Annotated in this window: 18 protein-coding genes; 17 read left to right on the top strand and 1 reads right to left on the bottom strand. The window is 57.4% G+C overall.

Features of this window, described 5'->3' with window-relative positions; genetic code table 11:
- Nucleotides 1-11: 11 nt before the first annotated feature.
- The 10 genes from MWL89_RS16150 (at nt 12) to MWL89_RS16105 (ending at nt 9327) form a co-directional block, all read left to right on the top strand.
- Nucleotides 12-806 (top strand): molybdopterin-dependent oxidoreductase, encoded by a 795-nt coding sequence (locus MWL89_RS16150; protein ID WP_244387410.1) that lies wholly within the window; start codon nt 12-14, stop codon nt 804-806.
- A gap of 24 nt (nt 807-830) precedes the next feature.
- Nucleotides 831-1109, top strand: a complete 279-nt coding sequence (locus MWL89_RS16145; protein WP_244387409.1) for a molybdopterin-binding protein — start codon at nt 831-833, stop codon at nt 1107-1109.
- A gap of 257 nt (nt 1110-1366) precedes the next feature.
- Nucleotides 1367-1897 carry a hypothetical protein gene (locus MWL89_RS16140; RefSeq protein ID WP_244387408.1) on the top strand — a complete coding sequence of 177 codons (531 nt, stop codon included), beginning with the start codon at nt 1367-1369 and terminating at the stop codon, nt 1895-1897.
- A gap of 352 nt (nt 1898-2249) precedes the next feature.
- A complete protein-coding gene (rpsF, locus tag MWL89_RS16135; RefSeq protein ID WP_102380330.1) occupies nt 2250-2543 on the top strand; it encodes a 30S ribosomal protein S6 in 294 nt (97 codons plus the stop codon).
- Between the two features lie 69 nt (nt 2544-2612).
- Nucleotides 2613-3059 carry a single-stranded DNA-binding protein gene (locus MWL89_RS16130; protein WP_102380329.1) on the top strand — a complete coding sequence of 149 codons (447 nt, stop codon included), beginning with the start codon at nt 2613-2615 and terminating at the stop codon, nt 3057-3059.
- A gap of 23 nt (nt 3060-3082) precedes the next feature.
- Nucleotides 3083-3343 carry a 30S ribosomal protein S18 gene (gene rpsR / locus MWL89_RS16125; protein ID WP_102380328.1) on the top strand — a complete coding sequence of 87 codons (261 nt, stop codon included), beginning with the start codon at nt 3083-3085 and terminating at the stop codon, nt 3341-3343.
- Between the two features lie 15 nt (nt 3344-3358).
- Entirely contained in the window at nt 3359-4012 is a 654-nt protein-coding gene (gene rplI, locus MWL89_RS16120; RefSeq protein ID WP_244387407.1) for a 50S ribosomal protein L9, read from the top strand.
- A gap of 355 nt (nt 4013-4367) precedes the next feature.
- Nucleotides 4368-5789, top strand: a complete 1422-nt coding sequence (gene dnaB / locus MWL89_RS16115) for a replicative DNA helicase (RefSeq protein WP_102380326.1) — start codon at nt 4368-4370, stop codon at nt 5787-5789.
- A 35-nt stretch (nt 5790-5824) separates the two neighbouring features.
- Nucleotides 5825-7093 (top strand): metallophosphoesterase family protein, encoded by a 1269-nt coding sequence (locus tag MWL89_RS16110; protein WP_244387406.1) that lies wholly within the window; start codon nt 5825-5827, stop codon nt 7091-7093.
- Nucleotides 7090-9327, top strand: a complete 2238-nt coding sequence (locus tag MWL89_RS16105; RefSeq protein WP_244387405.1) for an ATP-binding protein — start codon at nt 7090-7092, stop codon at nt 9325-9327. Before MWL89_RS16110 ends, MWL89_RS16105 begins: the two co-directional genes overlap by 4 nt.
- A 148-nt stretch (nt 9328-9475) precedes the next feature.
- Here MWL89_RS16105 and MWL89_RS16100 read toward each other — a convergent pair whose 3' ends face one another.
- Complete coding sequence (locus MWL89_RS16100; RefSeq protein WP_244387404.1) at nt 9476-11065, bottom strand: FAD-dependent oxidoreductase; 1590 nt, start codon at nt 11063-11065, stop codon at nt 9476-9478.
- A gap of 347 nt (nt 11066-11412) precedes the next feature.
- On the opposite strand from MWL89_RS16100, the gene MWL89_RS16095 reads away from it, so the two are divergent.
- The 7 genes from MWL89_RS16095 to MWL89_RS16065 all read left to right on the top strand — a co-directional run bounded on the left by MWL89_RS16095 (nt 11413) and on the right by MWL89_RS16065 (nt 22794).
- Nucleotides 11413-12960 (top strand): helix-turn-helix transcriptional regulator, encoded by a 1548-nt coding sequence (locus MWL89_RS16095; protein ID WP_244387403.1) that lies wholly within the window; start codon nt 11413-11415, stop codon nt 12958-12960.
- A gap of 229 nt (nt 12961-13189) precedes the next feature.
- Complete coding sequence (locus tag MWL89_RS16090) at nt 13190-14512, top strand: adenylosuccinate synthase (protein WP_102380321.1); 1323 nt, start codon at nt 13190-13192, stop codon at nt 14510-14512.
- A gap of 148 nt (nt 14513-14660) precedes the next feature.
- Nucleotides 14661-15953, top strand: coding sequence for a phosphoribosylamine--glycine ligase (purD, locus tag MWL89_RS16085; RefSeq protein WP_244387402.1), 1293 nt, complete (start codon nt 14661-14663; stop codon nt 15951-15953).
- A 5-nt stretch (nt 15954-15958) separates the two neighbouring features.
- Nucleotides 15959-17266, top strand: a complete 1308-nt coding sequence (locus MWL89_RS16080) for a coproporphyrinogen III oxidase family protein (protein WP_244387401.1) — start codon at nt 15959-15961, stop codon at nt 17264-17266.
- A gap of 182 nt (nt 17267-17448) precedes the next feature.
- Complete coding sequence (locus MWL89_RS16075; protein WP_219724330.1) at nt 17449-17808, top strand: Hpt domain-containing protein; 360 nt, start codon at nt 17449-17451, stop codon at nt 17806-17808.
- Nucleotides 17809-17911: 103 nt separating this feature from the next.
- Complete coding sequence (locus MWL89_RS16070) at nt 17912-22090, top strand: prepilin-type N-terminal cleavage/methylation domain-containing protein (RefSeq protein ID WP_244387400.1); 4179 nt, start codon at nt 17912-17914, stop codon at nt 22088-22090.
- Nucleotides 22087-22794: a hypothetical protein gene (locus tag MWL89_RS16065; RefSeq protein ID WP_244387399.1), complete on the top strand. Its 708-nt coding sequence runs from the start codon at nt 22087-22089 to the stop codon at nt 22792-22794. Before MWL89_RS16070 ends, MWL89_RS16065 begins: the two co-directional genes overlap by 4 nt.
- The last annotated feature ends 3 nt before the right edge of the window (nt 22795-22797 follow it).

The raw sequence follows: 22797 nt of genomic DNA, 5'->3' as shown, positions 1-22797 counted from the left end.
TGGAGACGACCATGCAAGACATAAAGAAGAACGTACTACTCGGGACCATGGCGGCAACGCTCGTGATCTCGGGCGGGGGGACGGCTCTCGCAGAAGAGGCGCCGCAGGGCGCAAGCGATGCGTCTTCCGCAAGCACAAAGGCCGATGCTGCGAGCGGCGTTGCGCCGAGCGTAAACGAAGCCGAGGCATCACAGGGCGAGTTCGCATACGATCAGACTGCGATCACGCCGAACAGCATCATCAAAGACGTGTTCCAGCGCGCCACCGCCGCGTTGTGCAACGCGACCGACGATTTTGCGGTCAGCAACCCCCTCGAATGGAAGATCACGGTATCGGGCGACGTCGATCAGGCGTTTACGCTGCCGGTTGACGAGCTCGCCTCCGAGAGCAGCGTCCAGCAGGTCATGACCTGCACGTGCGGCGGCAACCCCGCCGACGGCAAAGCCATCATCACGGCGGACGTGAAGGGCATCCCGGTGTCCTACCTCCTCGATCGCGCCGAAGCGCGTTCGGGCGTCAACACGGTCACGTTCGTGTCGAGCGACGGAACCGAGCTCGCGATTCCGATCGCATACGTCGTCGGGCGCCACGGGGTCATCTCCTACGAGATCAACGACGAGGACCTGTCTGCATCGGTCGGAGGCAACAACCAGCTGTGGATGACGCGCACCTCGGCCAACTACTTCGTCCGCGACATCGTCGAGGTGAGGGTGACCAGCGAGGCGACCCCGCCCGAGAACCCCGGCGAGGGGATGGAGTACCCCAACAGCCCGAACGTCGGCATCCTCAACGCCGAGATCGGCTAGGATAAAAGCGGAAGGAGGTCGGCCATGATAGCGCCTCAAGAGCTCGATCTGGGTCAGACGATAACGCTCGAGGGATACGCCGACGATTTCGACAAGAGCATCGTCGCAATGGAGTTCTCCCTCGACGGCGGCAAAACGTGGACGAGCCACGACGTGTCGGATACGACGGCCGACCTCTGGGTGCATTGGACGTACTCGTTCACGCCCGAGGAGCGCGGGGCCTACCAGCTGAAGGTCCGCTCCGTCAACGAGCGCGGCCAGGCGAGCCCGCAGGCGGCCGTGGCCGAATTCTACGTGCGATAAGGCATCGGATGCGCCGGTTGGTAAAGCCAACCGGCGCACTTCTTTGTTTGAGAATCTGTGCATTTGCGATAGCTGAGGATGCTTCGATTAGCCAAAGCACGTAGTTCGAGATCGCTTCTCGGTACTCTTTTCCTTGTGTACCTCGTGCCTCTTGCCCAACCGTTGAACTGCATGTTGCGAGCTGTGGCATAATACCAGCATCACCCATAGGTTAGAAAGTCTCCGGGAGGAGACGATGAACGATTAAGAGGACGCACATGGTAGATCGCGTTGTGGAATCCAGCGAGACCGAGGTTCCCGAGATCCCGGAAACCCTTGAGAAGGTTCTGCTTTTTACGCTCGACGAAGCGAAGGAGAAGATGAACCAAGGAGCCGACGTGGTGCCGTTCACGGCGCTTGTCGTGAAGGACAACCTGTTCATCGAGAGTCATCCAGGTGATTCTGCAGAGGAGTGCTTCGCTTTCGCGCGCCACACCGTCGAAGGCGCTCGTGGTGCCGAGGCCTACGGCTTCTGCTACGACGGCTACGTTGAGACCGATGCGGGAACCCAGGATGCCATTATCGCCGAAGGCGGCATTCCCGGCGAAGACGAGGGGTATGCAATCGGGTATGTGTACAACATCGTTGACGACAAGCCGGTCTTCGAGGCCGATCCTGCCTACATCGGCGCAGCGCCGAACTTCATGGCCGGTCTGAAGGATGCCGAAGCATACGCTGACGACGAGATCGACGAGAAGTACCTTGACGACGAGTTCGATGAGGAAGAGGAAGTCGAAGAAGAGGACTAGCATTCGGCACCCGCCTGCGCATTTTTGCGTAGGGTTCGCATCGCTTTGCGTTCGCTGTAGGGGTGAAGCACGGTAAGAAGTGCTTCACCCCTGTTTCGTTATCGGCTCTTTTCGAAGGTGCTCTTTTCCGACTGCATGCAAACATCGAGCGAGGTATGCTCAGTGGTGCTCAAAGGGCAAAGCATGGGTGAGGCCGTTTGCCAAGTGTGTTCGAAGCGTGGATACGTGCGGCCCGAACGGGGAATATTTCTTGCGGGGGCACAACCCCTCTGCTAGAATGGGCAAGCTAATCCTGCTTCGGGTATATGCCTTCAACAGCCCCGAAGCCGTAAAGTCCAGAGGAGGTGAGCTGATGAAGGCTTATGAATTGTTGTTTTTTGTGTCTCCGTCAATCGACGAAGAAACCCGCGCCGCAACTATGAAACGCGTTGAGACCACCATTGCCGCAGGCAACGGTGCGATCGATAACGTCGACGACTGGGGAAAGCGCAAACTCGCCTATGAGATCAACGGTTTGACCGACGGTGATTACACCCTGATCGATTTCCATGCTGAACCCGAGAATATCGCGGAATTGGATCGTGTGCTGCGTATTACCGACGCAATCGTGCGTCATATGATCGTTAAGCGTACGGATCGCGACTAATTTGAGCGAATGACACGGGCGGCGGGCGCTGAGCGCATCGCCGTCAAGCATGAGAAGAGGTGGAAGAATATGAGCATTAACCGAGTGATAATCAGCGGAAACCTGACGCGTGATCCTGAATTGCGTTCCACGGCGAGCGGTCTTCCGGTCCTCGGTTTCGGCGTAGCGGTCAACGACCGCCGCAAGAACCAGCAGACCGGCGAATGGGAAGACTACCCGAACTTCATCGACTGCACTATGTTCGGTGCAAGAGCCGAGAGCCTCTCGAGGTTCCTCTCGAAGGGGACTAAGGTCGCCATCGAGGGAAAGCTCCGATGGAGCCAGTGGGAACGCGAAGGCCAGAAGCGCAGCAAGATCGAGGTGATCGTCGACGAGCTCGAGTTCATGTCGAGTCGTGATGGTGGCCAATCTTACGGTTCCCAGCCTTCCTCGGGTGGGTATGCTCCCGCTCCGGCGGCAGCGGCCCCGATGGTCGACGCCTCTTCTTCGGTCTATGATGAAGACATCCCGTTTTAGTAGGTACGAAAGAGGTTAGTAAAATGTCTGATTACGCAAAGCAGCCTCGTCGTAAGTACTGCCAATTCTGCAAGGAAGACGCCAAGTACATCGATTACAAAGATACACAGATGCTGCGTAAATATGTAACTGACCGCGGAAAGATCAAGCCCCGTCGCGTTACCGGTGCCTGCACCCAGCACCAGCGCGACGTCGCCGCCGCCGTGAAGCGCGCGCGCGAGATGGCTTTGATGCCGTACGCGGTTCCTGCCGTCAGTGGTCGTGGCGACCGCCGCAACCGCTAGGCAAGGGGGTAACTGATGAAAGTTATTTTGCTTCAAGAACTGAAGGGCAAGGGAGGCGAAGGCGACGTCGTCGAGGTAGCACCTGGATTCGCCAACAACTTCCTGTATCCCCAGAAGATCGCTATTCCGGCTACCAAGGGCAACCTGAAGCAGCTCGAGCAGCGCAAGCACAATATCGAGCTGCGCGAAGAGACGCGCATCGGTGGTGCCGAGAAGTTCAAAGAGGCCATCGAGGGCAACGTGGTCAAGGTTGTCGCGAAGGTGGGCGAGGAAGGCCAGCTGTTCGGCTCGGTTACTTCCGTCATGATCGCCGATGCGGTCAAGGAGAGCCTCGGTCTCGACATCGATAAGAAGCGCATCGAGCTCAAGGCTCCCATCAAGACTGCCGGTGAGCACGAGGTGACGATTTCGCTGTATCGCGACATCAAGACGACGCTGAGGCTGTTCGTCGGCGGTGCCGACGATGCGATTCCTTCCGAGGAAGCCGCTGCGGCAGTCGAGGCAGCAGAAGATGCCGAGGCTCGCGAAGAGCTCAAGGCCATCGAAGACGCCATCGTCGAAGAAGCCGCTGCCAACATCGAAGCCGCCGATGCGGCGGGCGATGCCCAGGCTGCTTCCGAAGCAGCCGAGACGGCTGCCGAGTTCGTCGAAGCCGAGGACAAGCAGTAGTTCTGCGCTTCGATCGAACGATCGAAATCGAAACGGGTCGCATCGAAGGGTGCGACCCGTTTTCTTTGCCAGGCAGGGGGTTCGGCAGGGTACGGCTTATCTTGCAGCCAATGCCGTTGCGGCTGGGGTTCATGTCGAGAATACCTGGATTCTCTACATGAGCTTTATCCACACGGTTCCGTAGTGGAAAATGTGGAAAACCTCTTTTGCGGCAGGTGGGAAAGCTGCCTGGACATGCGGCGTTGTGGATAACGAAAACCATTGGGAAAAATCGCCAAAATACACAGTTGAACTGCGGTTTTTATAGTGTAGTATACTAATCTCGACCAGCTGACAAGAAAGCGAAAGGACGGGTATGCCGGACAGAGGACCTGGCTCTTACCATAATCCGGATTTTGCACCGGAAGAGACGAGCGTCGAGCAAAAACGCAAGTCTTTGCCTCAAAACATCGAAGCAGAGAAATCGGTTCTGGCTGCCTGCATGCTTAATCAAGAAGCGGTAGAGGAAATCGCGACGAAGCTGAATCCCGATAACTTCTTCCGTCCCGCCCACCAGCGCATCTTCGAGGCGATCCTCGATCTGTACGTGCGTCATATTCCCATCGACCAGATATCGTTGGCCGATAACCTCAACGCTTCGGGCCAGCTCGAAGCGATCGGCGGGAAGGCGTATCTTGTCGAGCTGGGCGACAACACGTTCGCTTTGACCAACTGGCACAACCATGCCGAAATCGTGAAGCGTACGGCCATCCTCCGGGAGCTCATCTATGCGTCGGCCGAGATAAACGCGCTTGCCTACGATGCTCCCGACGATCTTGACGTAGTGGTTGAAGAAGCCGAGAAGACGCTGTTCAAGGTTACGGAGAAGCGCGTTTCTTCCGCATTCCAAAAAATGGACACGCTCCTCAACGATGCGTTCGAGGAGATATCGGAACTGGCGGCTCGGCAAAACCATATGGCCGGCGTTCCCTCGGGCTTCAAAGACGTCGACGATCTGTTCCACGGTTTTAGGGGCGGCGACCTCGTTATCCTTGCGGCTCGACCCGGCGTCGGCAAGACGTCGTTCGCGCTCAACCTCGCAGTCAATTCGGCGAAAGAGGGAACCACGGTTGCCTTCCTCTCGCTCGAAATGAGCGCCTCCCAGCTCGTGCAGAGAATTCTGTGCTCGGAAGCGCGCGTCAGCCTGTCGAGGGTGCGCAGCGGCCAGTTGCAGGAAAGCGACTGGGCGGCCATCGCCGATGCGTGCGGCACCCTTGCGAACCTCGATCTGTACATCGACGACACCCCGGCGCTTTCCATCCTCGAGCTGCGCGCGAAGGCGCGGCGCGAGTTGCGCGATAAGAAACAGGGTATGATCGTCGTCGACTACCTCCAGCTCATGCAGCCGCCCCAAACGCGTCGCGACGGCAACCGCGCCGTCGAGGTCGGTGAGATCTCCCGTGGTCTGAAGGTTCTCGCAAAAGAGATGGACATGCCCGTCGTGGCACTCTCGCAGCTTTCTCGTGCCGTTGAAATGCGTGGGAAAAAACGTCCGATGCTTTCCGACCTTCGCGAATCGGGCTCGATCGAGCAGGACGCCGACATCGTTGCGTTCATCGATCGAAGCATGGACGAGATCGAAGCGGAAAGCGACGATCGCCCCGATCTCGGTACCGCCGAACTCATCGTTGCGAAGCACCGCAACGGTCCTACGCGCGATATTCCGCTGGCGTTCAACCCCGAGTTTACGAAATTCATGAACTTTGTCGACGATTCGCGCGCGGCCGGCTACGCGTAGCAGCGAAGCATCGCGTTTCGCGGTACACTGCATACATGCCTAAACGCGTTACATTTATCCATGCGGCGGACCTGCATCTGGGCGCTCCGTTTCGGGGCTTGCGAGCCCTGTCCGATGCGTGGGCCGATCGCCTGCTGACCGCCATTCCCGAAAGCTACGATCGCGTTATCGAGGCGGCTCTCGAGAACGGCGTCGATTTCGTCGTGATGGCGGGCGATATCTTCGATTCGGCGCGCGCATCGTATGGCGACTACCTCCATTTCTTCCAAGGGCTGCGCAGGCTCGACGAAGCTGGCATCCCCGTATACCTCTGTACGGGCAACCACGATCCGTTCACTTCATGGAAGCAGGACTTTTTCGCGTTCCCGCCGAACACCTTCATGTTTTCGGCGGACAAACCGAGCTTCGAAACCTTCGAGCGCGACGGCGAGCCGCTCGTGCTGTTGGGAGGCCGTGGCTACTACAACCAGACTTGGCCTTTCGATCAGGATATCGCCGAGGGGGTGAACCGTTCGGCAGCCGAAGAGGCAACGGGCGCTGCTGATGCCCCGTTCGCTGTCGGCGTTCTGCATACCGGCCTCAACCTCGACCACACCAAGGCGCCCACCGATCCTTCCGCGCTCATGCGCACGGGCATGGACTACTGGGCGTTAGGGCATATCCACAAGCGCTATACGTTTCCCGACGACAACCCCCGGCTCGTATTTTCGGGTTGCATCCAGGGACGCGATATCAACGAAACCGGCGAGCGCGGCGTTTTCAAAGTCACGCTGACCGAGAACGCGCCGAACCAGCTCGAGTTTATTCCGACGGCCAGCGTTGTGTGGCAGCGGATGCACGTCGATGTTGCGGACTGCGCAAGCATCGCCGAGGTAAGCGAAAAAATCATGCGCGAACTGTTTCGCGAAAACGGGAATTCTCATTGCGAGGAAATGTGCGTGCGCATCGAGCTGACGGGCAAAACGCAGCTGCATAAGTTCCTCGAAGCACCCTCGGTGCTGGCCGATCTGCGAAAGAACATCAACGATTCCTACGCGTTCTTCTTCTGCGATGCGCTTATCGATCGCACCGAACTTCCTCTCGACAAAGAGGCGCTTGCAGGCGAAGGCCTGTTTCCTGCGGTGCTTTTACAGGTTGCCTGCTCTCAGAGGGAGAACGAGGAAGAAACGCTCGCCTATCTGCAGGACGAATTCCTGAAGAAGAACCTGACGGTATCGAGGAGCGTCGAGCGTTCGCTCGGTAAGCTCGCTGGCGAAGCAGAGAACCTCGTACTCGATTTGCTCGGGCAGAGCGAGGCACGATGACGGACAATGAGATGGAAGGCCCCAGCCGCAAGAAGACGACGGTCGATACGAGTCCTGCAAGGGGCTTGTATCTCAGCCGCATGAAAATTGTGAGCTTCGGTTCGTTTTCAAATCGCGTGATCGGCCCGTTCGCGCCGCATCTCAACGTGGTCCATGGCAAAAACGAGGCGGGCAAGACGACGCTCAATGCATTTTTCGCTGGCGTGCTGTTCGGCTGGGAAGATGCGCGCGGTGCGAAAAACACGTACAAGCCGAGCAACGCCGATCGTGCCGGATCCCTTTTCTTTACCGACGAGGCGACCGACGAGGAAATCGAGCTGACCCGCATCAAGAACATCGACGGCCTGCAGGGCGCTGCAGATATCCTCGACGACATCGATAAAGAGACGTTCCAGACCATGTTCGCGCTTACGAGCGACGAGTTGCGCAGTCTTCGGAATACCACGGACGTAACGGCCAAGCTGCTCACGGCCGGATCGGGCACCGGTGCTTCGCCCGCTCAGGCCCTCGCAGAAATCCAGAGCAGAATCGGCGAGTACACGTCGCGCGCTTCGGGGCTCGACCACTCCATCACGCAGCTGACTGCGCGCCAGGATGAGTTGCGGGCTCAGATCGCCCAGGCGGGCGATGAGGCCGAGCGCTTCAAGCACCAGGACAAAGAGTTCCACGAGCTGGCCCCGCAGCGCGAGGCCCTCATCGCCTCGCTGCAAAAGCTCAACGCGGAAATCGAAGCATTGTCGGCGGGGAAGGCGAGCCTCGAGCGGCTCGAAGAAGAATTGACGCGCAGCATCGACAAGCGCGAGGCGTTGCTCGAGGAGGAGCAGGCCCTCGTTGCCGAGCATCGCCTGCATGAACGGGCCCTCGATCCCTCCCTCGCCTCGATCGCTCCCGCTGACGAGCATGCACTGCGTGATCGCATCGATCTGCTCGTCGAGGAGCGAAGCAAGTGTCAGCACAGTGTCGATCTTGCCAAGGAGAACTACACCGATTCCAAATCGAACTACGAAGCGCTGCTCGAGGCGCCCGATCTGCAGGAGCTCGAAGGCCGGGCGCGCAGGCAGCGCCACGTGCAGATCGCCCTTTCGGTGGCGCTTCCCGTATTGTTCGTTATCGCGGGCGTGCCGGTATTCATGCACGGTCGCGAGATAACGAGCCTCTCGTTTACGGCGCTCGGCATCATCCTCGTCGTGTTCGCGCTGTTTTTGGCGGGTGCGGCGCTCGTCATGCTGTTCAGGCCTTCGAAAACCGAAGAGGCGCTTACGCAGCGAAAGCAGGATGCCCAATGGGTGATGCTGCAGGATAAGAAGAAGCTCGAAACGTGCGAAGGCGAGCTGTCAGTGCAGATGACACAAACCACGACGTTTCTCGATCGTGCGGGGCTCGGTGCCGCCCAGGGGTCGCTTCGTCGTGCTCGCGCGTTGCTTGACGAAGCCAAAGACGCCCGGGCGGCATCGAGCTTGTTCGTGCAAAGACAGCAGGCGCTCGTGGCGCAGCTATCCGCCATCGAAGACCGCCTTGCGGATATTCAGAGGCAGAAAAACGCTTTGTACAGCCGCCTTGGAATAGCGCTCGATACGCCCCTATCCGAAATCGCAACGCTCATCGAGCAGAAGTCCCATCAGCGATCGGGACTCATCGAGACGAGCGAGAACGTTAACCGTCGGTACGGGGAGCTCAAGCAAGAGCTCGCGCACGCGAAGCGCCAGAAGCGCTTCGACGAACTCAAGCTCGAATACCAGCAGGTGACCACGCGCCTTGCGGAAAGCGGGGAAGACCTCGCTCGGCTGCTGCTCGCCAAGCACATGCTTGAAGCCGCCATCACCGCATGGGAAAGCAAGAGCCAGCCCGAGGTGTATCGGCAGGCGAGCCGCCTGCTCTCGCTGATGACGGCGGGTGCTTGGGTGCAGGTTCGCATGAGCGAAGAAGGCAAGCTCCAGGTGATCGACCGGGTGAAAACGGTGCGCGAGCCGATCCATCTATCGCTCGGCACATGCCAGCAGCTGTATTTGAGCCTGCGCATCGCACTTCTGATGACGGCGGAAAACGTAGGGCGCGCTATACCCATCATGGCCGACGACATACTCGTGAACTTCGATGAGGAACGTCGGCACGGTGCGGTCGTGGCGCTCAAAGAGCTATCTGCGCGCAGGCAGGTCATTCTCTTTACCTGCCACGAGGAGATCGTAGAGCTCATGAAAAGCGCCGATCTGGGGTTGAACCTGGTCGAGCTATAGCGTCGGTCGACGCGAACCCGTGGGGCGTTTTATGCAAAGCTAAGCGGCCGCCTTCCGCCGCAACGGGGTAGGCGGCCGCTTTTCACGGTATATCTGGAGATCGCAGTGTATCCGTTATGGTGCTTGCGGCTATTTCTTTCGAACAGCCCTATTTGCCGCTCTCGCCGTTTTCCCAGACGGCGATCTGCGCTGTCGTTCTGTCCTCGGCTGCGGCGTTCCTGCCTGCGATCATTCCGAAGAGAAGCGCCTGTATCAATCCGTTTCCGCTTGAGTACACCGATCCGGCGCGGCAGGAGAATCCTTCGGTGCAGCCTCCTGCGGCATACAGGCCCGGTATAAGGGTGTCGTCGGGGCGGACGACATGCCCGGCAACATCGGTCGGCATGCCCCCTTGCGTATGGCGTATTTCGCCGGTGATCTTCATCGCATAATACGGGCCGTCGAAATTCTCGGGCAGGTTGGACTTATTGAAAGCATCTTCGCCCTTCTCGATGCCCGCCTTGTATGCGTCGAATGTCTTTTCGAGGGCGACGGCGTCGATCCCGAGTGCTTCCGCAAGCTCGGCTGCGGTAGCGCCTGTCGCAACGTAGCCCGCTGACTGCCTATCTGCGAACTCCTTGCTTTTCGATGCCTGTATATCGGTGAAGCAGATGTAGCCGATGTGGTCTGGCTGGGCGAGCACGTGAGGGGAGAGATCCGAGTAGCCGCCGTATTCGTTGACAAACCGCTCGCCATTGGCATTGACGATGATGGCACCGTTGGTAGCGAGAGCCTGATGGCCTGCGGTCGTATTGCTATCGACTCCGCGAAACGCATGCCCTTGGTAAGCACCCATGCATTGAAGCTCTACACCGAGCTCTTCCGCCCATTTTATTCCTTCGCCTGTTGCGCCGAGTGCAACGACCTTTACCGCATCGGCTGTTTCGGGGCAATACTGTGCGATCATATCGGGATTGTTGGCGAACCCGCTCGTGGCGAGTACCGTGTTCTTCGCGGTAACTGCGTATTTTTTCCCGTCATGCGTTCCGTATGCGCCGGCAACGGCATTGGAATCGTCGAGAACGAGGCCCTCTATTTCGAAAGAAAGCATCTGGGTGATCGATTCTTGCGCTGTCATATGTTCGATAAGCGTGTTGACGAGTCCATCGCCAGTGCCTTCGGCTATGTGCATACGACGTGCGGTTTGCCCGAAGCGCCCCCTTTCGTCAAGGGTCCAGACGACCCCTTTCTGTTCCGTCCATTCGATAAGCTCTTTTGCGCGTTCTGCTACGGTGTATACGAGATCGGCGCGGACCGTGTAGTTGGTGGGGCGCAGAATGTCGGTTGCCATGGCGAAGATGCTGTCTTCTACCTCGGCTTCGGTTTGCTGCTTGGTTCCCACGACGGGAATTGCTCCCCCCGATAGGATAGTTGCGCCGCCGAGCTGACTGAGTTTTTCTGCCAGAATAACCTGCGCCCCGTTTTCTGCTGCGCTGATCGCGGCGCATATGCCTGCGCCACCGCCGCCGACAACCAAGACGTCGGTTGAAAGCTGCTCCCTATCGGACACGTCTGACTGTTTTTTAGCGTAAACATAGGAGTCGGCTGTCTGGCCGCTTTCGCTTGCTTTCTCGGCGGTCGTTGACGGTGCGCAGCCGGTAATGCCGGCGAGTGCCGCTATTCCAGCTGCTGCTCCCGCCCCTGCCAAAAACGTGCGCCTGCTCACCGTGCTGCGCGACGAGATGCTCTCTTTTATCATATGTGGTCCCCTTTTCTTTTCGACGGCGCCTCCCGGTGCCTTTCCTGCGCTTGCCTTAGCGGATTGCCCCGCAATGCTCTGCCATCGTATTAAGCGGAGGCGCTTCCGTCTTCGACAAGGATGGTCGAAATTGATCGAAAACGGGGTCAACACCTGTCTGTTTAGCTCGACAAAAAGTGTCTAAATTTAGAGTTTCGCCTAGTCGGCTGATTTCGGATGCATTGTCGATCGGGTCTGCTGTCGGGGTCCGGGGGCGGCCATGCTAGAATGCGGGTTGCGATCCTCGAACTCGGTGGGATGATGTTGGCATTGGGGAAATGAGTTGCGACGATTGGTCGGAGGTTATAGTGGCCTCTTCTAAGGGTAAAAACGGGCAAAGCGCGCCTGATTTGATGGGTGTCGATGACGAACGTGCCGTGCGCTCATCGCTTGAGTGGCGCTCGGGTTCTTTGCTGATCTTCGGGTTTCTCTTCGGATGGATTTACGTTGCCAAGGCTTTTTTCAAAGAGTCGTACTTCGGTATCGTTGATTACGTCGACGGAGTTCTTGCCTACTGCTTCTTTCTCGCGGTGTTGATCGGCTTGGTCGTTCTCGCCTCCGTTCTGAGAAAGAGGTTCGTACGCGTTGCGCGACATCGCTATGCCGTGCTCGGCTCAGGCCTTGTTGGTTCGTTGTGCCTCTTCTTCATTCACTCGATTGCGGGCCTTTTGGGGCAACCGTTCTCGGTAGCCGTATGCGCAGCGTGCCTTGTTGTCTTCGCAGCTTGCTTCGTTGTCGTTTTCTTCTCGTGGATCGTCGAGATACGGGAGCTGATGTTTTCGCAAAGACTCAATACGGTTGTCGTGCTTATGCTTGTCGCGATGGCGCTCGCCTACGTTGCCGCTCCCAGCAATCTGAACAACAGCGAATACCGGGCCGTTATTCCCATTGCGAGCCTGGGGCTGTCGAGCGTGTGCTATGCCGCCTACGCGAAGGTAAGGGGAGATTTGGCGGTCGGCGTTTCGACGGAAAACCTTTTTGAAGAGGGGGATCGCCGAACGGAGCGAAAGGCATGGCTCGTCCCCTTGGCGATGCTTGTGCTCACTATCAATCTGATTTCTTACGTTGAAATATTCGTGCCGGGGTATCACGTAATTACCAGCGAGTCTCCTCTTACGTACGCTTTGCCGTTCGTTTTGTGCCTTATGCTTGCCCTGATAGCCGTGCAATCGGGAAAGACCCCCTTTTTCAAAAACAAAATGTTCTGGCACGCCTGCCTCGGGTTTCTGGCAGTCATATTCTTAAGCTTCTTCATGGCCGTATTCGTTTTGGCGGTGCAGACGAATTTTTGTTTTGAGGTCATGTACCTTTTCCGACGGATGACGAAAATCATGTTCTTCGTCATATTCATGGTCATTGTTTATCAAGAGGATCTGAACCCCATTCCTGTTTTCGGGATTTGCTACATCGCGGCGCTCTTTTTGCCGTCTCTGGTAGTCAATGCCGTCAGGTTCATCCTCGCTCAGTTTGCTCCGACCGTGCTTGCATTGATAGGCGAATATGCGGTGGGTTACGCCTTGATCCTCGGCTTCTGCCTCATTCTCTGCCTCGTGTTCGTTTGCGTCATGTTCGTCAACGGGAGCATTGCGAAGATAACGTTTTCGCCGAGCCAGGCCGATGAAGACCGGGGGCTTGACAGGAGCGATGTTTGCGATCAGATAGGGAATCGCTTTGGCTTGACGCAGCGAGAGAAGGAGATACTTTTCTGCATTTCGCTTGGCTACAGCATGCGGAAAACATCCGAAGTGCTTTATATCTCAACCAGTACGGTCCACACCCATACGGCAACGATTTATCGCAAGCTCGGCGTGCATTCGCGACAAGAAGTGATCGATTTAATCGATGCGGCGGTTTGACGGCAGACGAGCGAACAGTCGTCAGCGTCGTAAGGCGCAGCTCATTCATAAAAAGCCTATGCACAAGGAATGTGGAATACTCCATTCGACCCCATTGGCTACGGAAATCACCCCATAGATTGTTATAATCGGAATTTGCTGAGGTAAGGCGAGCGAGGGCTCGCATATGCGCGGCCGCCGACGTTCGGGAAAGACCCCGTTCGCGCGGCCAGGGAAAGGAACGAACGACATGCCCAGTACGGTTCTCGTCGGCGCCCAGTGGGGCGACGAAGGAAAAGGCAAAATCACCGACATGATTTCGAGCGATTACGATTATGTCGTCCGTTACCAAGGGGGGAACAACGCGGGGCACACCGTCATTCACGGCGATCGCAAGCTTGCGCTGCACCTCATTCCGTCGGGGATCATGTACGAGAACGCGGTGCCGGTCATCGGCAACGGCGTCGTAATCGATCCCGGCGTGCTCGTGAAGGAAATGGCCATGCTCGAAGCCGAGGGCATCTCGTGCGCGCGGCTGCTCATCTCCTGCGATGCGCACGTCATCATGCCGTACCACAAAGATTTCGACGGCGCCGATGAGAAGCGCCTCGGAGAGAACAGGATCGGAACCACCAAGCGCGGCATCGGGCCGTGTTATCAGGATAAAGCCGCCCGCAAGGGCATCCGCATCCAGGATCTGCTCGACGAGAAGATCTTCCGCCTTAAGGTGGAAACGGCGCTTGCCCAGAAGAATCCCGTGCTCGAGAAGATCTACGGCATGCCCACCTACACGGTTGAGGAGATCTGCGAAGAGTACCTTCCCTACGCACGTATCCTCAAACCCCATATGACCGAATCGGCGCAGCTTTTGAACGATGCGCTGCGCGAGGGCAAGAACATCCTGTTCGAGGGTGCTCAGGGAACGCTTCTCGATATAGACCACGGAACGTATCCTTACGTGACGTCTTCGTCGTGCTGCGCTGGCGGCGCGGCTACGGGAAGCGGTGTGGGACCCACGGCCATCGACAAGGTGCTCGGCATCCAGAAGGCTTACGTCACCCGCGTGGGCGGCGGCCCCTTCCCGACCGAGCAGCGCTACGCCGAGGATGGCGGCGCCCCCGAAGAGGCTGAAGTCGGCGAGACGTTCTGCCAGGTTGGTGGCGAGTTCGGTGTAACCACCGGTCGTAAGCGCCGCTGCGGGTGGTTCGATGCGGTCATCGGACGCTATGCAGCCGAGGTAAACGGTCTCACCGACGTTGCGCTCACCAAGCTCGACGTGCTCTCCGCGTTCGAGACCATCAAGGTATGCGTTGCCTACGAGTGCGAGGGCAAGACCTACGATTACTTCCCCATGCAGCAGAGCGTGCTCTTCCATGCCAAGCCCATCTACAAAGAGCTTCCCGGTTGGAAGGGTGTCGATATCACCGGGTGCAAGACGTTCGAGGAGCTGCCGGAAAACGCGCAGGCGTATGTCGAGTACCTCGAGGAGATCACCGGTGTGCCGATTTCGATTATCGCCGTCGGCCCCGATCGCGACCAGACCATTCTGCGCGGATGGCAGAGCGTCAAGTAAACCGAAGCTGCGGCAGGTTTGCGCGGTCTCGCGCAGCCAAGCGTTTCAGGCGCCGTCCACCTGGGCAAAGATGGTACGGCGCAGAGCAGAGATCGATGTGTTTCACGTGAAACATTTGTTCGTATAGAACAAGAGGAAAGGACAAGCAGTGAACATCTTGGTTTTGGGAAGCGGCGGTCGCGAGCATGCGATTACCTGGGCGCTTGCGAAATCACCGAATTGCGATGAGCTGTTCGTGGCTCCCGGCAATGGGGGTACTGCTCAAATTGCCGAAAACATAGCCACCCTCGATGTCAACTCGGGAGCTGCCGTGCTCGGCTTTTCTCGCGATCACGATATCGATCTTGTGGTGATCGGCCCCGAAGCGCCACTCGTGGCGGGCGTGGCCGACGTGTTGCGCGAAGCGGGTGTTGCCGTGTTCGGCCCCGATGCGCAAGGCGCGCGCCTCGAGGGCAGCAAAACCTACAGCAAGCAGTTCATGGATGAAAACGGCATTCCCACTGCGCGCTATGCGAGCTTCACCGAGCTCGAGCCCGCACTCGCTTACATCGAAGAGCTCGGCGCTCCTATTGTGGTGAAGGCCGATGGATTGGCGGCTGGCAAGGGCGTTTTCGTCGCAGAGACCGAAGAGGTTGCCGAGGATGCGGTTCGCAGCTGCTTCGACGGCGAGTTCGGCGAGGCGGGATCCACCGTGCTCATCGAAGAGTGCCTGACCGGCCCCGAATGCTCGCTTCTCGCGTTCGTCACGAACGGCAAAGCGTTCTGCATGACCACCGCGCAGGATCACAAGCGCGCGTTCGACGGCGATCGCGGCCCGAACACGGGCGGCATGGGCGTGTACTCGCCGGTGCCGATCGTGACCGACGAAGAGCTTGCCGAGATGCAGAGCATCATGCAGGTCGCCGCCGCGGCGACGGCCCGGGAACCGTTCGAGCACGATTATCGCGGTGTGCTGTACGGCGGATTCATGCTGACCCCCGAGGGCCCCAAAGTCCTCGAGTTCAACGCGCGCTTCGGCGATCCCGAGACGCAGGTGGTGCTTCCCCGTCTCGAAAACGATCTTGTCGAGATCATGTACGCGGTTGCGCAGGGTCGCTCGGAAGACATCGATCTCGTTTGGTCGGATGCCTGGGCCGTGTGCGTGGTGCTTGCGAGCGAGGGGTATCCGGGCTCGTACGAAAAGGGCAAGGTCATCCTCGGCATCGACGAGGCCGAGGATCTCAAGGGCGTCACGGTGTTCCACGCGGGAACCGCGCTCAACAACGACGGCGAGCTCATTACGGCAGGGGGTCGCGTGCTCAACGTGGTGGCCTTGGGCGATGATTTCGACGATGCGCGCGAACTTGCCTACGATGCCGTCGACCTCATCAATTTCGAAGGCAAGCAGTACCGCACCGACATCGGCAAGCGCGCCGCATCGGGCCGCGGAGCTTGGGAGTAGCCGGTATGCTATCCGAACGAATGCTTTCCGCCGTTGTAGGCCAATGCACGAAAAGCTACCTTAAACTTGAGCCGACCGAGGACGCGTTTGTTCCCGCTCCTACCCCGGGGCAGGCCTACATGCTCTACATGCACGTGCCGTTCTGCGAGCGACTCTGCCCGTACTGCTCCTTCAACCGCTTCCCCTTCAACGAGGACCGCGCGGTGCCGTACTTCGAGAACATGCGCAAGGAAATGCTCATGCTCAAGGATCTCGGTTACGATTTCGAGAGCCTGTACGTGGGCGGCGGCACTCCCACCATCATGATCGACGAGCTGTGCGATACGATCGACCTCGCGAAGGAGACCTTCTCCATCAAGGAGGTTTCGAGCGAAACGAACCCGAACCACCTCATCCCGTCCTACCTCGATAAGCTGCAGGGCCGGGTGCAGCGGTTGTCGGTGGGCGTGCAGAGCTTCGACGACGGACTGCTGAAGCAGATGGATCGCTACGACAAGTACGGGTGCGGCCAGGAGATCCTCGAGCGCATCCGCGAAGCGAGCCCGTACTTCACCTCGCTCAACGTGGACATGATCTTCAACTTCCCTGCGCAGACGGAGGATGTCCTCATCAGCGATATCGAGCGCGTGGTGGAAAGCGGCACGAGCCAGACCACGTTCTACCCGCTGATGGCCTCGCCGTCGGTGGCCCGCTCGCTCGCTAAAACGGTCGGCAAGGTGGATTACCAGCGCGAGCAGCGATTCTACAAGATCATCGACGAGCTCTTGGCCGGTGGTCCGGATCCGCTGTTCAAGCACGGCAGCGCATGGACGTTCAATAAGGCCGAGGTTGCAGAGTCGGGCGAAGACGTCATGATCGACGAGTATGTGGTCGATTACGAGGAATACCCGGCAATCGGCAGCGGCGGCATCACGTATCTGGGCGAATCGCTGTACGTGAACACGTTCTCGGTCAACGAGTACAACAAGGCTATCGAATCGGGCCGCATGTCGCTCATGGGCAAGACCACGTTTTCGAAGCACGATCGGATGCGCTACCGGTTCATGATGCAGCTTTTCGGGCTGCGTCTCGACAAGAAAAAGTTCGAGCACGATTTCGGGTGCACGGTCGAGCGCGGCCTTCCCGTGGAAATGGCGTTCATGAAGGCGTCCGGCGCCTTTGCGACCGACAACGACAACGAGCTCACGCTCACCCCGAAGGGCCGTTACCTCATGGTGGTCATGATGCGGCAGTTCTTCATCGGCGTGAACAACCTGCGCGACCAAGCCCGCGCGGCGTTGACGGGCGAGGAGCGCGAGCTGATCTTCGGATAGCTTTGCGTTGCACGCCTGCCGATTCGCTCAAAGCGGTTGGCGGGCGAATGACAAATGCTTAACAAAAGGGGCCTTTGCGGGTCCCTTTTTTGTTCGAGCCGTATACTTTATATTCCATGCGAAGGATGTGATGCTTGCATGATCGTAAGGGACGGAAGGCCGAACGGGAGGCGAAAGACCGCATGCTGGACGATACACAGATCGACGAGTTGATTGCTCATGGCATCGACTATCGTGGCGGAGTCGACCGCTTCGGAGGCAATGCCGCCATGTTCGAGAAGTTCATTTTCCGCTACCTGAACGACGAGCACTACGACCTGCTTACCCAAGCGATTGAAGCAGGGGATGCCGAAGAGGGCTTTCGCGTTGCCCATACGCTTAAAGGTGTAGTTGGGAACCTGTCGTTCTCATCGTACTTCGCTGTTTTGGAGCCCGTCACTGAAGCGCTCCGATCAGGCAATATAGATGCCGCCCGCCGTTCGATGCCCGACGTTGAGAAAGCACATAAGGAAACGGTGGCTATTTTGGGGCAGTTAAGCTAAACTAGCGTCTTCTTAAATACCACGTTGTATACTAATCATTAATGAAATTGATGAGGTATACGGGGGCGCGGGCGCTCCTGTGGGCGGAGACAGATGCTGGTTTATGCTTGACCGGGATAGGAATACTCAGGGTTTCACCCTTGCCGAACTGCTGCTAGCCATTGCAATAGTCTTGGTTCTTGCGGCCTTGGCCGCTCCCTCTATATCGAACATCCAACGCAACATGCGCATGCTCGAGCTCGATGCGGCTGCGAGCGACATTGCTGTAACCGCCCAGCAGCAGATGACTTCGATGAAGGTGTCGGGAACGTGGCTCGCCCTTTTCGATGGCGACTCCCCGCAGCTTCCCACGGGAGATCAGAATGCGTTGAACGTTCCGTCCGGGGTTGTCGATAACCATCCCGAACAGAACGATCTCTATTACATGACCGCCGACCAAGCACGAACCGCTGGAATCATCCCGGCGGGATCGATCGACGCAGCGGTGCGCAACGGCGATTACTTGATCGAGTACAGCCTCTCAACCGCGACGGTGTTCGGGGTGTTCTACACCGATGGGAGAACGGGTTTCTTCCAAACGGCACCTGCGGATATCGGAGAGACGAAGCCTGCGCAGGCCTACTATGCATCGATGACGTCGGAGGTCGGCCGTATCCAGGATGCGCGCATCAAGGCCGACCCCATGATCGGGTACTTCGGCGGTACGCCTGCGGGAGCTACGAACGAAGTGGCGCTCGCCAATCCGAACATCTGGGTCGATGAAGACGGCATGCTGTGCATTCAAGATGCAAACCTGTCGAAGCATCCCGAATGGCTTACGAGTTTAGAGGTTTATTTTGAAAATCAGGAAGACGGCTCAACGGCTACGCTTGCGTTTGCCGGTTTGCAGGGAGATACATACACGGGAACGTATCTGGCGGGCGTGAACCTCGATCAAGAGAATTTGAGCCTATACGACAACGACGACAACACGGCTCTCTACGTCGTCGTCAATCGCGACGATGCGATCGCGGTCGATCAGGGAGCCGATGTATACAGGTTCAACCTCGATATGCTTAAATCATCGTCAGACGTAAACCTGAAAGCACTCGGTGGTGGGTTCACTTATGGCGATTCGGTTAAGGTAACCGCTACTGTCCGAACCGGCCAAAAACCATTTGTCCCTACGGACTCGACGGCGTATATCAAATGGCCTGAACCGATTACGAAGCTGAGCGTTGTGGTGACCGACCCTGCGAACCCCGAAGGCGAAGCCGGCGGTTCGCACATAACCGGCACGTATGCTTCCCCCGAAGTAAAGGCACAACCCAAAAGCGGAAAACCACTGGTGCTCGATAACATGAAGCCATGCACCGAAGAGCATGAAATTGCAGGCACCGATGCGGCATTGACGGACGTGGACGATGGAAAACCCGGAAACACCGAGGCGGCATACCAACGGTACTCAGGTTCTAGCATAAGCGTCGACCAAGCGATATTGGACGAAGTATCGATCGAAGCTTCGGTTGGTTCGTATACGAGCAGCAAGCGCAACGTCCACTACTACCAAATCCACGAGCTGTGGATCGGCGTTGGGTCTGATCCTCAGACGAGCCGAAAAGAACGTATCGGCTATCTGATTGACAACAAGTGGCAGTGGACGGGTTCTGGAAGCACGCTTGCGTCAAGTGTAGGCGTAACACGAAACGGTGAGAACGTTCCCCTTAACGATGGGGATGGCACTTCGGGAATCATGACGCTGAACATCGATCCGGTAGCGCTTAAGCAGGCTCAATCGGATCTGGGGATCGGCGATCAAACGCTGACGCTGTATGTGCGCACTGCGCCGAGCGTCGACGAGGCGCGTGTCTTCTTTACGGGAAAGGAAAGCGTTTACGGCGGTTCCGGGCAAGGCGGCTTAATCCCAACCATTATCGCTCAGATGGCGGACAACCTCGCCACCGGTGCCCGAGGGGTTAATCACGGAGCGGTATTCCGTGCGGCGTTCGAGGGCGAATTCGGCTGCGCGTCGTCGGTTGCAATGTGGTCTATAGCACGCAAAACCGAATCAGGTCAGTATTCCTATGACAACAAGGCGTTTCCTACGGATAAGCGCGATATTCGCATATATTATGCGATTACCCCAGGGTATGGCTTTGACGGAAACCTTTCTGCGAAGGATAACGAGTCGACCAACACGGCGCTGTGGTATTTCTCAAGAGCGGAAGACGTTGTATACCCGCAAGCCATGGTGAACAATCACGGAGACGGTTCGAAGTACGGCAACTATTTGGTTTCGACGAAGGACGGCCGAAACGTGGTCGCCGATTTCGAGTTTCGCTACGATCAGGACTACCTGTTTTATCGCCTGCTCAAATACTACGTTATGACCGAAGCCGATGGTGATTACTCCGCCGCCAGCACGGTTCCCCAGTACGTTCCGTTTTCGTTGCAGGACGATGAGCAAGTCGCAGAGATCGAGGCTGCCGATCCGATTAAGGATGATTCGGGAAAGCTCACCAAGCTTTTCTCGCATTGGACGACCGATGAAACAAGGCCGGAAAGCGTCGGTTCGATAGCCGTTGAAGCTGGAACTCTGCTCGGGCAATACCATGATCAGCTCAGCTACGTGGGAACGTCTCTGTATGCCGAATACGTTGATGCGGGCATTGGCATGATGTATTTGGAGTTTGGGGCCAAGGAGGACGGCAACCAGGTAATGGGTTATTCAGGTTACTTGACTTCTAGTCAAAGCAAGATCGAAAGCTTGCTTGAAAACGATGCGGCCATACAAAGCTGGGGTTATTACGTCTTGGTTCCCACCGCTATGAATGCTCCTCAAGCCCCGAAGGTTTCAGGCAACGATATGTCGGTGGCCACCATAGCGAAAGCGGTTACGATCAAAGGCGTTCAATACCAAGCGTATCAGGTGACGGCGCGCGGCAACGCCGCCAAGGCGCGCAACCTTACGGGAGCGTTTACGCTGCCGATTCTCGGAAACCAGAAATACCAGTATACGATCAATGCCAACTTTGCCTGTGCGGTTGAATCCTCCGAAGTCGCACAGGAAGAGAAAAAGGCAGACACCTGGGGCGATTCCGAGAGCAATCCGTGGCAAGTCAGACACGCTACCCAATTCATCGGGACGCTTTCGCTGCTCGACAAGGTGCAAGCGAGCTATGTGGGCGACTGCTTTTTGCAGACGCATACCATCGATATGAAAGATACCTCCGATCCTGCCTTGAGGGTAAGCCTCAAACTCGATCACGAGTTCTCTGGGATTTACGACGGTGGCAGCGATAAAGGAAACTCCATCAGGAACATCCAGTATTGCTTGTGGAGCTATTACGTTGTCAACGGTGGGGATACTGCGCTGGGCCGTGGCAGCGGAATGTTTCCGAAGGTGGTGGGAACCGAAAAGAAGCATGCTGAAATAAAGAATATGAAGGTTGAAATCAAGTGCTCGGACTTTGTCGACGATTCGTATACGTGGGACACTCTCAGCCCGTTCTCCCACGCGGGGATACTCGTGGGCTACATGTCGAATTGCACCATGAGCAATTGCGTAATCGAGGGAGATAGCGCAGTAAGGGACGGTAAAAAGGTATCCCCCTCGATCGACATCGCATTCGGAACCGACTCGATACGGGGATGGGGCGCGCTTTTCGGCGGCGCCACCATGAGCGAAGTATCGAATTGCGCGGTAAAGTCGATTAACTTTACCGCGTCAAGGAAGAACGGCGGCGTATGGAACAGCAACCCCAAGATCGGAGCCCTTGGAGGTCAGGCTATTGATACGACTATAAGGGACTGCAAGGTTGACGATGTGAATATAGGCACCGGTTCCAAGACGAACACGATTTTCCGCGATGACCGAGGCGTGATGTCGGTGGGCGCGCTAATCGGTGACATATCAGGGGAAAAAAGCTCATGCAGCAGCGTTGAGGCGAACAATGTGAGCATGCAAGTTGCCAACGAGCAGTACGATGCCAAATGGGAACGCGGTTTGTTCTACGGTGGATTGGCGGGTACAAGCACAATCGAATTCGATGCTACCTGCACGTTTAGCGGCATTACGCTCAAGGTGGGTTCGGATACGGTTTACGATGTGCTTGAGGCTGCAAAAAAGACTGCACGCGACGCTGTCGCTTCCTCGGACAAAGAACCCGACCAGGAAGGCGAAGGAGCTGTTGTTGAAAGCGGCGGCTCAAGTTCAAAAGAAGAAGAGCCTGCAGTTTTCCAGGATGCCGAACCCGAGGATAATGCCGCCAAACCGCCCGGCGAGGCGGTGGTGCAGCAATGAGCGTTCGGCTGCTGTCGAAGAGATTTCCTGCCATCCGCCGTGGGTTTGGGAAACCGATCGGAAAGCTCGAAGACACTTCGGGTTCATCGGTTGTCTTGGCGCTTGCGTTCTTTCTTATATGCGCGATTGTCGGATCGATTATTCTCACGGCGGCCTCGGTGAACGCAAAGACGGTGGCCACGTACAAGGAGACGCAGCAGGCGGAGTATACCGTGACAAGCGCGGCGGGCCTCTGGGCGGATTGGCTCAACGGCAGCTCGGCGGAATGGGTGCTGGGGGATGGTGGGCAGCCAGATTTTGTCAACAGCGTTTACGGTGTTGACGCTGCCGTTAATCCGACTTACCCGACGAAAAGTCTCATCAAAAGTTTGTGGGTTAATTACGGCGATGAGATCTGGCCGAAGCGAAACGTCGAATCATACACCATTCCCGCGACGTTCACCGTGAAAGCGACATCTCTTACGGGCGAGCAACCAGTTGACCCCGTATATGCGCAAGTGACATTCGATCGCGACTTCAATATCGTTGTGGTTTTCTCTCTCAAGGGGTTTGCGAACGGCGCCGTCGACCAAACAAGCCTCTACAACTTGCAATTGACGATGCAGGCAACGCCGACATTCGACAGCGACGGCTCTTTGACAAGCATATCGTGGGGGTCTCCGAAGATGGTGAAGCTCGGATCGACCTTGCAGGAGGTCGGTTGACAT

The organism is Raoultibacter timonensis, assembly GCF_022845715.1.
GTDB lineage: Bacteria > Actinomycetota > Coriobacteriia > Coriobacteriales > Eggerthellaceae > Raoultibacter > Raoultibacter timonensis.
The sequence above is the reverse complement of the archived record's forward strand: the minus strand, read 5'-3'. Positions and strand labels throughout refer to the sequence as shown.